The sequence below is a fragment of the Kribbella qitaiheensis genome (assembly GCF_042657745.1).
GTDB lineage: Bacteria > Actinomycetota > Actinomycetes > Propionibacteriales > Kribbellaceae > Kribbella > Kribbella qitaiheensis.
Map to the genome: position 1 here is coordinate 114379 of NZ_JBHSKE010000080.1, position 13768 is coordinate 128146.

General features: G+C 68.0%; 13 protein-coding genes. 8 read left to right on the forward strand and 5 right to left on the reverse strand.

Annotation, left to right across the window (positions count from 1 at the left end; all coding sequences use genetic code 11):
• Positions 1-34: 34 nt before the first annotated feature.
• On the forward strand, positions 35-1384 hold the full coding sequence (allB, locus tag ACFPJ1_RS42115; protein ID WP_380112033.1) for an allantoinase AllB: 1350 nt from the start codon (positions 35-37) through the stop codon (positions 1382-1384).
• Entirely contained in the window at positions 1381-2214 is an 834-nt protein-coding gene (locus ACFPJ1_RS42120) for a bifunctional allantoicase/(S)-ureidoglycine aminohydrolase (RefSeq protein WP_380112034.1), read from the forward strand. Before allB ends, ACFPJ1_RS42120 begins: the two co-directional genes overlap by 4 nt.
• Positions 2215-2231: 17 nt before the next feature.
• Here the strand turns inward: ACFPJ1_RS42120 and sigJ are convergent, their stop codons facing one another.
• Positions 2232-3149 (reverse strand): RNA polymerase sigma factor SigJ, encoded by a 918-nt coding sequence (sigJ, locus tag ACFPJ1_RS42125; RefSeq protein WP_380112035.1) that lies wholly within the window; start codon positions 3147-3149, stop codon positions 2232-2234.
• A gap of 178 nt (positions 3150-3327) precedes the next feature.
• Here sigJ and ACFPJ1_RS42130 point away from each other — a divergent pair, with 178 nt between their 5' ends.
• Positions 3328-3795, forward strand: a complete 468-nt coding sequence (locus ACFPJ1_RS42130) for a nuclear transport factor 2 family protein (RefSeq protein WP_380112036.1) — start codon at positions 3328-3330, stop codon at positions 3793-3795.
• Positions 3792-4343 carry a YceI family protein gene (locus tag ACFPJ1_RS42135; RefSeq protein WP_380112037.1) on the forward strand — a complete coding sequence of 184 codons (552 nt, stop codon included), beginning with the start codon at positions 3792-3794 and terminating at the stop codon, positions 4341-4343. Before ACFPJ1_RS42130 ends, ACFPJ1_RS42135 begins: the two co-directional genes overlap by 4 nt.
• A 22-nt stretch (positions 4344-4365) precedes the next feature.
• Here the strand turns inward: ACFPJ1_RS42135 and ACFPJ1_RS42140 are convergent, their stop codons facing one another.
• Positions 4366-5205: an alpha/beta hydrolase gene (locus ACFPJ1_RS42140; protein ID WP_380112038.1), complete on the reverse strand. Its 840-nt coding sequence runs from the start codon at positions 5203-5205 to the stop codon at positions 4366-4368.
• 184 nt (positions 5206-5389) lie between these two features.
• On the opposite strand from ACFPJ1_RS42140, the gene ACFPJ1_RS42145 reads away from it, so the two are divergent.
• Together ACFPJ1_RS42145 and ligD are read left to right on the forward strand one after the other, a co-directional pair.
• A complete protein-coding gene (locus ACFPJ1_RS42145; RefSeq protein ID WP_380112039.1) occupies positions 5390-5932 on the forward strand; it encodes a hypothetical protein in 543 nt (180 codons plus the stop codon).
• A gap of 45 nt (positions 5933-5977) precedes the next feature.
• Positions 5978-6949: a non-homologous end-joining DNA ligase gene (gene ligD / locus ACFPJ1_RS42150; RefSeq protein WP_380112040.1), complete on the forward strand. Its 972-nt coding sequence runs from the start codon at positions 5978-5980 to the stop codon at positions 6947-6949.
• Between the two features lie 37 nt (positions 6950-6986).
• Here the strand turns inward: ligD and ACFPJ1_RS42155 are convergent, their stop codons facing one another.
• Positions 6987-8375, reverse strand: a complete 1389-nt coding sequence (locus ACFPJ1_RS42155) for an SIR2 family protein (protein WP_380112041.1) — start codon at positions 8373-8375, stop codon at positions 6987-6989.
• Between the two features lie 111 nt (positions 8376-8486).
• Here ACFPJ1_RS42155 and ACFPJ1_RS42160 point away from each other — a divergent pair, with 111 nt between their 5' ends.
• Positions 8487-11237 carry a helix-turn-helix transcriptional regulator gene (locus ACFPJ1_RS42160; protein ID WP_380112042.1) on the forward strand — a complete coding sequence of 917 codons (2751 nt, stop codon included), beginning with the start codon at positions 8487-8489 and terminating at the stop codon, positions 11235-11237.
• A gap of 21 nt (positions 11238-11258) precedes the next feature.
• On the opposite strand, the gene ACFPJ1_RS42165 is transcribed toward ACFPJ1_RS42160, so the two are convergent.
• Positions 11259-12329, reverse strand: a complete 1071-nt coding sequence (locus tag ACFPJ1_RS42165; protein WP_380112043.1) for a ferritin-like domain-containing protein — start codon at positions 12327-12329, stop codon at positions 11259-11261.
• 345 nt (positions 12330-12674) lie between these two features.
• Here ACFPJ1_RS42165 and ACFPJ1_RS42170 point away from each other — a divergent pair, with 345 nt between their 5' ends.
• Complete coding sequence (locus tag ACFPJ1_RS42170) at positions 12675-13262, forward strand: SDR family oxidoreductase (RefSeq protein WP_380112044.1); 588 nt, start codon at positions 12675-12677, stop codon at positions 13260-13262.
• Between the two features lie 3 nt (positions 13263-13265).
• Here the strand turns inward: ACFPJ1_RS42170 and ACFPJ1_RS42175 are convergent, their stop codons facing one another.
• Entirely contained in the window at positions 13266-13763 is a 498-nt protein-coding gene (locus ACFPJ1_RS42175) for a winged helix-turn-helix transcriptional regulator (RefSeq protein WP_132188578.1), read from the reverse strand.
• Positions 13764-13768: the final 5 nt, after the last annotated feature.

The window sequence follows — 13768 nt, forward strand, 5'->3', positions numbered from 1 at the left end:
GACCTACGATGACAGCAACCGAGAGGGGCGTCGCATGACCGCGCTGGACCTCGTGATCCGGGCTCGCCGGGTGGTGAGCACTGCCGGCGAGGTGGCGCGCGTCGTCGGTGTCCGGGACGGCCGAATCGTTGCCGTCGAGCCCTACGACTCCGCGCTCTGGAGCGAGCGCGCGGACCGGGTGGACCTGGCCGACGACGAGGTGCTGTTGCCGGGGCTGGTGGATTCCCATGTCCACGTCAACGATCCCGGGCGTACCGAGTGGGAGGGCTTCACCACCGCGACCAGAGCGGCAGCGGCCGGTGGCATCACCACGATCATCGACATGCCGCTCAACAGCATCCCCCCGACGTGCGACATATCGGCACTCGAGGTGAAGCGGAAGACAGCGCAGACCCAGGCGTACGTCGATGTCGGGTTCTGGGGTGGCGCGATTCCCGGCAACGTCTCGCAGTTGCAACCGCTGCACGAGGCCGGGGTGTTCGGGTTCAAGTGCTTCCTGCTGCACTCGGGTGTCGACGAGTTCCCGCCGCTGGATCCCGCCCAGCTGGAACTCGCGATGCGTGAGATCAGCTCATTCGACGGACTGCTGATCGTGCACGCCGAGGACGCGCACAGGATCGACACAGCTCCGGCGGCGCACGGTGGGAGCTATCTCGGGTTCCTGCGCTCGCGACCGCGCGAAGCGGAGTACGCCGCCGTTGCCGATGTCATCGGCCTCGCCGCCCTGACCGGCTGCCGGGTGCACATCCTGCACGTCTCCAGCGCCGACGTCCTGCCGCTGCTGGCCGAGGCTCGCCACGACGGTGTCCGGATCACCGCGGAGACCTGCCCGCACTACCTCACGTTCACCGCCGAGGAGATCCCCGACGGCGCCACGCAGTACAAGTGCTGCCCACCCATCCGTGAGGCCGAGAACCGCGAGCTGCTCTGGGAGGGCTTGCGCGACGGCGTGATCGACCTGGTCGTCTCCGACCACTCGCCCTCGACGGTCGACCTCAAGTGCCTGGACACCGGCGACTTCGATGCGGCCTGGGGCGGCATCGCCTCGCTCCAGCTTGGTCTGTCGGCGGTGTGGACACAGGCGCGCGAGCGGGGGTTCGACCTGGTCGACGTCGCCCGCTGGATGTGCCAGGCCCCTGCGGCGCAGGCGGCAATGCCGCACAAGGGCAGGATCGAGCCCGGGTACGACGCGGACTTCTGCGTGTTCGCGCCGGACGAGGCCTTCTTGGTGAACGCGGCCGCCCTGCACCACAAGAACGCCCTCACGCCGTACGACGGGAGGCCGCTGGCCGGGGTTGTCCGCAGTACCTGGCTGCGTGGTGAGCCCATCGACATCGAGGCCGGCCCACGGGGGCGGCTGCTGAACCGAGGAGGACAAGGATGACAGCGCCGCGCTACTACTCTCCGACCGGCGGACTGCCCGCGCAGAGCGAGCTGACCACCGACCGCGCCGTCTTCACCGAGGCGTACGCCGTGCTGCCGCGCGGCACGATGCGCGACATCGTCACCAGCCGCCTGCCGTTCTGGGACGACACCCGGCTCTGGGTGCTCGCCCGGCCGCTGTCGGGTTTCGCCGAGACGTTCTCGCAGTACATCGTCGAGGTCGCGCCGGGCGGCGGTAGCGACCGGCCCGAGACCGACCCCGGCGCTGAAGCCGTCCTGTTCGTTGTCGAAGGCAACGTGACGCTGACCGTCACCGGCGAGAAGCACGAACTCGGGCCCGGTGGGTACGCGTTCGTGCCGCCGGCCGCCGACTGGACGCTGCGCAACACCAGCGACCGGGTCGCCCGGTTCCACTTCGTCCGCAAGGCCTACCAGCGGGTGGAGGGGATCGATGTCCCCGAGGCCTTCGTCACCAACGAGATCGACGTCCAGGGCCATGAGATGCCGGACACGCAGGGCCGCTGGTCGACCCAGCGGTTCGTCGATCCGGACGATCTGCGCCACGACATGCACGTCAACATCGTCACCTTCGAGCCCGGTGGCGTGATCCCGTTCCCCGAGACCCACGTGATGGAGCACGGCCTCTACGTGCTCGAGGGCAAGGCGGTCTACCTGCTCAACAAGGACTGGGTGGAGGTCCAGGAGGGCGACTTCATGTGGCTGCGCGCGTTCTGCCCGCAGGCCTGCTACGCCGGTGGCCCCGGCCGCTTCCGCTACCTCCTCTACAAGGACGTCAACCGCCACGCCAACCTGTCCAGGCAACTTCTCTGACTCGGACCCCGTAGGCGTCAGTTAGTCCACGGGCGGAGCTTCTCGGGGTTGCGCACCGCCCAGATGTTCCTGATCCGGTCGCCCGCGATGTCGAAGGCGATCACCACCACGGTGACACCGTCCTGTTGGGCCACCAGGCCGGGCTGACCGTTGACCGTGCGCTCCAGGAGCGTCAGGGTCTCAGCCCTGTCCGCGAGATCGACGTAGTAGCGCGCGATCTGCTCGCCGCCTTCGACCGGGTAGAGCGCGGCCGTGGCGAGGCCGCCGCCGTCGCCGATCGCCGTGGCGTCGGGGTCGAGCAGGCCGATCAGGGCGTCGATGTCCTTGGCTTGCCAGGCCTGCTTGAAGTCCCGGACGATGTCGGCTCGCTGCGCTGCCGGAGTCGGGGGACTCTGCGACTCGCGCAGGCGCCGGCGGGCCGACGAGGCCAGTTGGCGGCAGGCGGCCGGCGTACGGCCGACGATCCCGGCCACGTCGGCGAACGGGTACCGGAAGACGTCGTGAAGGATGAACGTGACGCGCTCGGCCGGCGTCATCGCTTCGAGGACGACGAGGAAGGCCATGTTGATCGACTCGTCGAGGGTGACCCGATCGGCCGGGTCGGCCGTGAGATCGCCCGGCCGCTCGTCGAGCCACTCCGTGCGATCGGGTAGCGGCTCCGGGACCCATTCGCCCACGTAGTTCTCCCGCCGGACCCGCGCTGAGCCCAGCAGGTCGAGGCAGATGCGACTTGCGACGGTCGTCAGCCAGGCGCCGGGGGAGTCGATGGCATCCTGTTGCTGCTGGGATTGCGCGTACCAGCGGGCGTACGTCTCCTGGACGACGTCCTCGGCATCGGCCAGCGAGCCGAGCAGCCGGTACGCGACGTTGATCAGCTGACGCCGCTCGCTCATGATCGCGCCCAGGCTCGGATCCGGCTCTGAATCGGTACCCATGGTGTCGACGACTCCCTCGCTCGCAGCTGCTCTTACCCGTTCGACGAAACAGCGCGCCGAACTGTGAGGTCTGGCGTCGTCACCTCACATTCCGCGGGGCTGCCTCGTCGTACCGCTGAGAGACACCACTGTGCCAAAACATGCCAGTCCAGCGAGATCAGACGAGGGAGTAAGACCGATGAGCGACGTTCAGACCATCGTCGACCGCTTCGAGATCGAGGCGCTCCGTGGCGAGTTCACCGACGCGGGGATGATGCGCGACCCCGACCGGTTCGCGGCGCTGTTCACCCCGGACGGCGTCTGGCGGATGTCCCACATCGACGTCAAGCTCGTCGGTCCGGACGAGATCCGCGCCTGGATCGAGCGAGCCTGGCCGTTCTGGGAGTACTTCGTACAGACCGTGCACCCCGGCACGATCCGGCTGGAGGGCGACACCGCGAGCGGCCGTTCGTACGTCGAGGAGTTCGGGCGCTTCCGCGACGGCAGGTCGCACCGGAACTACGCCATCTACCACGACCGCTACCGACGCACCCCGGACGGCTGGAGGTTCACCGAGCGTGCCTACGAGATCAGGTACGCCGACTCCACCCCGCTGGCGGGCTCTCCCGACCCAGCCCCATTCTCCTTCAGGAGCGACCAAGCGTGACAACAACCACGAAGCTCAACGAGCTGACCGGCGACTACATCCTCGACACCGCCCACACGCGGATCGGCTTCGCCGTACGGCAGACCATCACCAAGGTACGCGGGCAGTTCGACGAGTTCGAGGGCAGCGTGTACCTGGACGGCGACGACCCGTCGAAGTCCAGCGCCCAGCTCACAATCCGGGCGAGCAGCATCCAGACCCGCAACCAACGGCGCGACAACCACCTGTGCAGGAGCTTTCTGGACACGGCCGACCACCCGAGCATCACCTTCAACTCCACAGAGGTGCTGCAGACCGGCAAGACCACCTTCGAAGTCATCGGCGACCTGACCATCCGCGGCGTGACCAAGCCGCTCACCCTGTACTTCGACCTGACCGGCGCCGAGGGCGACCCGGAGGGCAACCTCCGGGCCACCCTCGAGGGCAGAGCCACCATCAACCGCAAGGACTGGGGCGTCGCCTGGAACGCCGCCGCGGAAGGCGCGGGCGTCCTGGTCGGCTACAAGGTGACCTTGAAGTTCGAGGCCGCCGCGATCCGACGACCCTGACCGACACCCCGGCCCTGGGCGGTCAGCTCACTCGGGTTGAGTTCGCCGCGTGTTCGATGAGCGCGGTGAACTGTGATGCCAGCCGGGTGATTCCGCCGACGTGACTGGCGGTGGGGTATTCGACGATGGTGGCGCCGGCGTGTGCTGCCATCGCGCGTTCCTCTGCCGGGTCGATCATGCGGTCCTGGCCGGACACGGCGTACCAGGACGGGACGTTGTGCCAGCCGACCGGGCCGGAGGGTGTCTCGACGATCGAGAAGTTGAGTGGCAGCTGTGCGGCGTTGAGCGCGGCTGCCTGTCGTTTGGTGAGGTCTTGAGCGAAGTATTGATGGAAGAAGGCGGGGTCGATGAAGGCCGGCGAGGCGAAGGGTTCGCCGGTGAAGATCAGGTGTCCGAAGGCCTCGGACGGGGTGAAGTCGGCGCCGAGGCTGGCGATCGAGTCGCCCTCGTCAGGTACCAGGGCGGCCGCGTAGACGAACGCGGAGATGTCGGTGCGGTCGTGGGAGGCGCCGGCGGTGACGATGCCGCCGTAGGAGTGGCCGACCAGTACCTTGTTGCCCGAGATCTTGGACAGGGCAGTGCGGACGATCGCGACGTCGTCGGCGACGCTGTTGAGGCCGAGCTTGGGGGCGACGGTGCGGTAGCCGTCGTCCTTGAGTTGCCGGGTGACTTTGTCCCAGCTGGTGCTGTCTGCCCAGGCGCCGTGGACGAGCACGATCGTCGGTTTGGTGGTGTGCGCCTCGGCGGGCATCGTGAGGGACACGGCGGCGATCAGGATGGCCAGTACGGCGGCCCCGAGCGCAGCGATTCTCCGGCGGCGGCCTGGGGGAGTGGCGGTCCTGTGCTTGGGATGGGCTTGCATGAGGTCCTCCTAGTGCGTGGGTCCCTTGATCACGGGATGCCGTCACTCTGGTTGGGAAGGTCGGCCCTCGGCGCCTGGGTAGTCCCGGGTCAATGCCCGGGCCGGGCGCCCGGGGCCTCGGACCCGGGGGTGGCCGGGGGCCTTACAGGCGCGCGCCCTTCTGCTCGGACCTGACAGTTGAAGCATGACCTGGACCCCCACCATTCAGTCCTGCGACTCCTACCTGGACGATCGCACCGGCAAGTACGAATTCCGTGCAGTCCGGTACCGCGCTGCCGCCGACTGGCTGACAGCGAGCGGCCTCACCGATGACATGACGATCGTGGACGTCGGCGCGGGGATGACCGAACTGGACTACTGCCTGCGCGCGGAGTACGGGTGGCGGGGCCGGTACATCCCCGTGGACGGCGGCATCGACGGTGTCAATCTGAACTACTGGACGCCACCGCGGGAGGCGCACTTCTTCGTCGCCCTGGAGATCATCGAGCACCTGGCCAACTGGCGCGCCCTGATCGAGCGGATGCAGCAGAAGGCGCTCATCGGGGTGGTCATGTCAACGCCGAATCCGCGCACCACGGACGTGATCGGCATGGACCCGACACACATGGTCGAGGTGTACTCCGCAGATCTGGAGCCCTACGCGTTCAAGGTCTCGGAGGAGACGTTCTACGGAGGCGTATTTTCAGATGGTGCACCGGACGCGCTGTTCGCCACCTGGAGACGCTGACCAAGCTCCGCGGCCCCTACCGCAGTACCGCTAGGAGGACGAGTGATGCCGACCGACGATCGCCAGCCACAGCCGATGCCCACGTCGGCGAGCGCGATGCTGGCCACGCTGACAGACGAGCGGTTCTCCGACCCGGAGTGGTTGTTTGAGCGGAAGTGGGACGGCGTGCGGTGCCTGGCGTTCCGTACCGCGTCAGGCGAGGTGCGACTGCGCACGCGCAACGACAAGCCACTCGAAGGCACCTATCCCGAGATCGCCGAAGCGGTGGCGAGCGAGTGCGAGGTCGCCGCGGTGCTGGACGGCGAGGTGGTGGCGTTCGTCGGCCGGCGGACCAGTTTCGAGCGCCTGCAGGGCCGCCTGGGGCTGACCGATCCTGTCGCGGCAAGAGCAACCGGCATCGCTGTGTACTACTACGTGTTCGATGTGCTGCATCTCGACGGGTACGACGTCCGGGGCTTGCCGTTGCGGGAGCGCAAGCGCCTGCTCCGCGACGCCGTCCACTTCGCCGATCCGCTGCGGTTCACGGCGCACCGCAACACCACCGGTGAGGAGGAGTTCCGCAAGGCGTGCGCGCGCGGTGACGAAGGCGTGATCGCCAAGCGGGCCGACTCGCCGTACCTCGCCGGTCGGTCGCACGACTGGCTGAAGTTCAAGTGCGTGCGTGACCAGGAACTGGTGATCGGCGGCTACACCGCACCGAAGGGCTCCCGGATCGACTTCGGCGCATTGCTCGTCGGCTACTTCGACGGCGACGATTTCGTCTATGCCGGGAAGGTGGGTACGGGTTTCAACGCCTCGGTGCTGAACGACCTCCACGCGCGGATGCAGCGCCTCGAGCAGGAGAACTCCCCGTTCACTCGGGGGCGGGTTCGTGAGCGGGACGTGCACTGGGTCGAACCGCGGCTGGTGGCGCAGATCGGCTTCACCGAGTGGACCCGGGACGGCCTGCTCCGGCATCCGCGATACACCGGGTTGCGCGACGACAAGTTTGCGCGCGAAGTCGTGCGCGAAAGCTGATCGGGCGGCGATACCGCGGCCGGAACCGGCAGCCGTTCTAGTCTCTGGGCCGGCACATCGCCTGGTCGATCGCGGTCATCGCGGCCATCACGGCGACGTCCGGATCGGGGTCGGCCAGGTTGTGCCAGACCTGGGGATCGCACGGGCGGCCGCCGAGATCCGGAGGTATGTTCGAGCTGTCCCAGACGGCTCGCGCGGTCGCGCCGCTGGAGGCGAGTGGGATGACGCTCACGCCGCGCTCGAGTGCCCATCGCACCTCCTCGCTGGTGCCGCTTCCCCCGCAGATGACCAGCAGCGCGCGGCAGTCGTCGAGGACGCTGCCGACGAGTTCTTCCCGCTCGAGGTCAGTGAAGATCGCGGTGCCGACGTGCGCGTCCATCAGCGGCGCTTGCGCTGCGGAATTTCTCCGGAAGTAGATGCGGAACCTGTCAGGTCGGTAGCGACCGTTGGCTCGGAGGAGCTCGGCGAGCCGGCTCGTGACGCCCCACCCCGCCGGACCGCCCAGAGAGGCGAGTTGCCACGACGGAGGACGAGCGGTGAGCGCGACCGCGAGCTTGTCGTACCACGGTTTCAGGAGTGCCTTGTCGCCACTCCCGCTGACGAACAGGCGTTCCGGGCGGGTGCGGGTCGTGATTGCCCGCAGCATCGGGGTGAGTTCGCTGAAGTCGCCGATCTCGCAGACGTGCACCCCGCTGTTCTCCAGGTCGCGCACCCGCAGTTCGTGGAGCTGAACTCCCTCGGGGTCGGCCGGTCGACGCAGGACGGTGAGGTGCCGGTCGGCGGCTGTGGTGTCGTAGCGGCGGGCAAGTCGCAGCAGAACGTCGATGTTGGGGTCGGCGAAGCTGAAACCGAGGAACAGCATGGTGCGGGTGAGGTACGACGCTCGCAGCAGCGCCCACATCCGGGGATGCGTGTCCTCGTACTGCTCGAAGTCGCTGCGGGTGATCACCGGTGGAGCGGTCCAGGACGGCGGGTTGTCGCGGCTGAGGCCGCCGTGCATCTTGATGATGGTCCGGCGCCCGGTGCCGATGTCGAGAGCGTCGTTGTCCCGCGTCGCGACGCTGGCATCGGCAGCTGCCGTTTCCAGCAGCGAATCGAAGTTGGTCGTCCAGATCTCGTCGATCGGGAGCTTCGCGATCAGGTGATGGCTCTCCGCTGGTGTCTGGTACGCCGACAGCTCGTTGCGCAGGTGATTCTCCAACGCCGGGCGCCGACCGGGACCGTTCTGCTCGTAGTACTCGGCGAGCAACGGCAGGTCCGCGAATTCACCCGCTACGCCGATCTCGGCGGCGAGCGGGCTCAGGAGGTCGCTCCAGGTCGGCAGTCCGGCCGCCGCGGACAGACCGGCACCCACGAACAGCGAGGCGACGCCGGCATCGACAGCGCCGCCGAAGATCCCCACGAGCTCGTACCGGTCGATGGTCACCCGAACAGCGTGCCACGTCCGGCCCGCGCTCGTTCCCCTCGAGGATCTCAGAGATTGTCGTGCCACCAGTTGTCCCGCCGCGGCTGTGAGAGAATTCGGCGGAGGTTTCCCGTGACGTCACCCCCGCTGTCCACAGAACTCCGCGGCAGGCAGAGCGAGTGCGCGACCCTTGACGCCCTCGTGGCCGGCCTGCGCGCCGGCGCGAGCCAGGTGCTGGTACTGCGCGGCGAGGCCGGCGTCGGCAAGACGGCTCTGCTGGATTACCTGGCGAGTGGACTCGGGCCGAGTTGCCGGCTCGCCCGAGCGGCGGGCGTCGAGTCCGAGGTGGAGCTGCCCTTCTCCGGCTTGCACCAGTTGTGCGCGCCGATGCTGGAGCACCTCGATCGCCTGCCCGAGCCGCAGCGTGATGCGCTGGCAACGGCTTTCGGGATGCACGCCGGGCAACCGCCGGACCGGTTCCTGGTCGGACTGGCAGTGCTGAGCCTGCTCGCGGACGTGGCAGAGGAGCAGCCGTTGGTGTGCGTGATCGATGACGCGCAGTGGTTCGACCCCATCTCGGCCCAGACACTCGCGTTCGTGGCACGTCGGCAGCTGGCCGATCCGGTCGCGCTGGTCTTCGCGCTGCGAGGAGAGCACGAGGACCTGGAGCTGACCGGGCAACCGACGATGGTCGTTCGAGGACTGAGGGACGCCGACGCTCACGCGCTGCTCGACACAGTCCTGACCGGCGACGTCGACCATCGCGTGCGCGAGACGATCGTGGCCGAGACCCGGGGCAACCCGTTGGCCCTGCTGGAACTGCCTCGCGGCCTTTCGAGAGCCGAGCTCAGTTTCGGGTTCGGTCTCGCGCATGCCGTGCCGTTGGAGACTCAGCTGGAGCAGGGTTTCTCGCAGCGCCTGGAGGCACTTCCCAGGCCGACCCGCCGGTTCCTGCTGGCAGCTGCCCTCGAACCTGTCGGGGACCTGAGCCTGCTGAAACGAGCCTTGCGGCGGCTCGGGGTCGACTTCGCAGCCTCGGTGCCGGCGGTGCGGGCGGGCCTGATCGAGCTGGGCGCTCGAGTCCGGTTCCGGCACCCGTTGGTGCGATCCGCCGTTGCCCGGGCTGCGGCGGTGGCCGACTTGCGAGCCGTCCACCTCGCTCTGGCCGAAGAGACCGATCCGAAGCTCGATCCCGCCCGACGGGTCTGGCACCGGGCGCATGCGGCCAGCGGACCCGATGAAGAGATCGCCGTCGAACTGGAAAGGTGCGCGGATCGGGCGCGGGCCCGGGGTGGTCTGGCGGCGCAGGCGGCATTTCTCGAACGTGCCATCGAACTGACCAACGATCCGGCCCGGCGCCCTGCCCGCGTCCTCGCCACCGCTAGGGCCCGGCACCAATCCGGCTCGTCGAAAGCGGCACTGACGCTTCTGGCGGGCATCGAGAACGCGCCGCTCGACGAGCCGACGCACGCCCAGGTGGAGGTTCTCCGGGCACAGATAGCGTTCTTCTCCAGCCGTGGCCGCGACGCGCCGCCTCTCCTGCTGTCAGCCGCCCGGCGGATGGAAGGGATGGACGAAGCAGCCGCTCGCGACAGCTACCTCGATGCGTTGGCGGCGGGGCTGCTGGTCGGACGCCTGGCCGGGGAGGTCGGCGCCCGCGAAGTCGCCGACGCGGCCCGCGCGGCACCTCCATCGACCGCTCGGCCGGCCGATCTCCTGCTGGACGGCCTGGCGTTGCTGATGACCGATGGGTATGCGGAAGGCGTCCCACCAGTGCAGCGCGCCGTGAACGCCTGGCGCACCGACGAGGTGTCGACCCCCGATGCCCTTCGCTGGCTGTGGCTCGCCACCCACGCTGCCCACGACGTGTGGGACGACGAGAGCTGGGAGGTGTTCTGCAACCGCCACCTCCGCCTTGCGCGCCAGGCCGGAGCCCTGGCGGTACTGCCGATCGCACTCAACACCCGGATGGGTCTGCATTTCCTCGCCGGCGAGTTCGCAGCGGCTGCCGCGCTGGTCAACGAGTTCGCCACGGTCAACGAGGTCATGGGCAACCACCTGCTGCCGTACGGCGCTCTGGCGCTCGCGGCGTGGCAGGGCCGGAAAGACATCGTCGCCGGGCTCACCCAAACCACCCTTGCGGAGGCTGAGGCGCGAGGTGAGGGCATGGGACTCACCATCGTCGAATACTCAACGGCTGTCCTCCACAACGGTCTGGGCCAGTACCAGGAAGCCATGAGAGCAGCTGAGCAAGGAGCTGGATACCCCGACGAGCTCGGCTTCTCCACCTGGTCGCTGGTGGAGCTCGTCGAGGCCGCTGCGCGAAGCGGTCACCCCGACCGCGCAGCGGACGCACTCGAGTCGCTGATTCGGACCACGAGCCCCAGCGGCACCGAATGGGCACTCGGAATCGAAGCCCGAGCTCGCGCACAGGTGAGTCAGGGCGACACGGCCGAGGGCTACTACGCCGAGGCCATCGAGCGGCTCGGCCGGACTCGTCTTCGCGTCGAACACGCTCGCGCCCAGCTGCTCTACGGCGAGTGGTTGCGGCGGGAGAACCGTCGTCGCGATGCCCGCAGCCACCTGAGGTCGGCGTACGAAATGCTCACTGACATGGGCGCCGAAGCCTTCGCCGAACGAGCTTGTCGCGAACTGGTCGCCACCGGAGAGACGCTCCGCAGGCGATCCGTCGAGGCTCGGGAAGGATTCACAGCGCAGGAGGCGCAGATCGCGCGGCTGGCGGCGGAGGGCCGCACGAACCCTGAGATCGGCGCGGAGCTGTTCCTCAGCCCCCGCACGGTCGAGTGGCACCTCCACAAGGTCTTCGCCAAGCTCGGGATAGGCTCCCGCCGAGAACTCTCCAGCACCCTCCTCAACGTCTGAGACGGGTCCGCTCGTCCCGGCTCATCGGCGGTGTTCGGGTTCGACGTACTCGAAGGTCGGGCCGGCGGTGCTGCCGTCTCCGTCGGGCATCTCCATCATGCTCTGTGCCTGGGTCTTGAGCGCGTACATGGTGCGGATCGCGGGCCCGAGCGTCTTCGGCCAGCCGTTGAACGCCTGGTCCAACGACTCGAGCAATCTGCGGTAGGTGTGGTTGAACTCTTGCTGGGCGGTTCGGATCGGGCTGTCCACGGGGTGATCGGCGAGGCGCGGGTTGCGGCGCATCGGGCGAACGCCGCCGAAGTCGACGACGACTGGTTCGCCGGTGGGTCCGGATTGCGGCGTGTCGCCGCGGCGGTAGCGCCGGCCCAGCTTGAGTTCCACGAACCGGTAGTAGTGGGCGACCGCGTCCCGGTCGGGGTGGAAGATGTCCTGATCGCCGTCCCAGACCTCGCCACGGGCGGTGCCTTCCCCCTGCTCGACGATCTCCTTCAACGCCGCGAGGGCCGTGTCGAGATCGTCGACCCGATTCAGTCGTCCGGCGGTGTGGCTGAAGTGGTCTGCGGTGACCTGGCGAGACGGGTCACCGGAGAAGACCTCCCGCTCGCCGAGTTCTGCACACAAGTGGCGTAATGCTTGTTCGATCGCGTCGTAGAACTGCCCGATCGTTTCGTAGTCGTCGCCCTCGGCCGGAGCACTCGGCGGTGCGGGCTGTTCCAGACGGAGGAACATCTCGAGCGCCTCCGGTCCGAAAGGCACCAGTGACAACTCCAGCGACCGGTCGCCGTGGGGGAGGCGCCGGGGGTAGCGGGGCAGCATCTCGGGCGTGTCCAGCCGAGGCCTCCCGCCGACCGCGTTGAGGAGGTTGGCCGCTAGTGCCAGGTGGATCATTTCTTCGACGAAGACGCTGCTCACCACTTGAACGGCGTCCGGGTTTCGCTCCGGGTCGAGCGAGTAGAGCGCGCACAGGTAGGACGGCAAGGTGGCGTGTTCCAGTTCGACCGCCCACTGGAGGTGCTCGCGCAGGCTTTCGAGCGTCTCGATCCGTGCCCGCGGTGGCGCCACGGTGGTCGGTTGCTGTCCTGCTTGATTCATGAGTGCCTCTCTTCGGCTGTCGACAGGGTCGTTGGGTGCGGGCAAATCAACTGTGGGAGCCGGGCAGGAGTGCGCGCGCCCGTGAGTACCCCGGTCATCCCCGGGTCCGAGGTCCCGGTGGGTGATTGGTGCCGGTGACCCGGGCGTTGACCCGGGACTACGCGGGCGCCCGGGGCGCACTTGCCAGCCCAGAGTGGGGTCACCGAACGACCCGCGCCCGGGCTGGGTCCTTGCTCTCCAGGTCGCAGGAGCTGACTTGACCGCGCTGTAGTCAGCTTCTATATTCAGATTACCAAACCTGGACATCCAACGTCCAGGATCGAAGGAAGAGTTGAGGAGAAGTCCATGGCGATGAGGATCTTTCTGGCCGGCGCGTCCGGAGTGATCGGGCAGCGGTTGATTCCCCGGTTGGTTCAGGATGGCCACGTGGTCGGCGGTATGACGCGATCGGCCGGCAAGACGGAGCTGCTCGGCAACCTCGGTGCCGAAGCGATTCTCTGCGACGTCTTCGATCGAGAGACCCTGATCCAGGCGGTGGTCGACTTCCAGCCGGACGTCATCCTGAACCAGCTGACCGATCTGCCGGACGATGTGACGAAGATCGGCGACCACGAGGACCTGAATGCCCGGATCCGGACCGAGGGCAACCAGAACCTGATCGAGGCTGCCCGGAAGTGCGGGTCGCCGAAGATCCTGGCTCAGAGCGTCGCCTGGCGGCTGCCTGACGGGCTTGACGCTCGGGCTGTCGCAGAGCTGGAGGCTTCGGTTCTCGCCGAGGGCGGGGTCGTGCTGAGCTACGGACAGTTCTACGGGCCCGGCACCTACAACGAGCAGGGACTGCCGGCGGAGCCCCGGGTCCACATCGACCGAGCCGCCGACCGGACGGTGGAGGCTCTCGGCCAGTCGTCCGGCGTCGTCGTCATCATCGACTGAGGATCAGGTGTCCTGCGGCTCGGCCCAATCACCGTTCGCCACGATCGCGAGGTCGTCGAGATCCAGGTTCCGCCCGGATTCGGTGCGCGGACCGATCACCACAGGCTCCCCGGTACCTCGTTCCACCAGGCGCAGCGGCCCGCCTTCTTCCGCCTGCAGGTACTTGTTCCCCCACTGCATGAGCGCGAAGACGGCGGGCAGCAGGTCTCGGCCCCTGTCGGTCAGGTGGTACTCGTCGCGGGTGCGCTTTCCTGGCTCCCGGTAGGGCTGCTTGGTGAAGAGTCCGAGCTCGGTGAGTTCCTTGAGCCGCGCCGCCACGATCGCATCGGTGACTCTGGTGCGCCGGGCGAAGTCGTCGAACCGGGTGGTGCCGTAGAGGGCCTCGCGAAGGATCAGCATCGACGACCGGGTGCCGATGACATCCATCGCCAGCGCGATCGAGCAGTTCTCCAGCCGCCACGTACTCCGATCGGCCAGCACACCTTCGAACGTGATCGCCATGACTT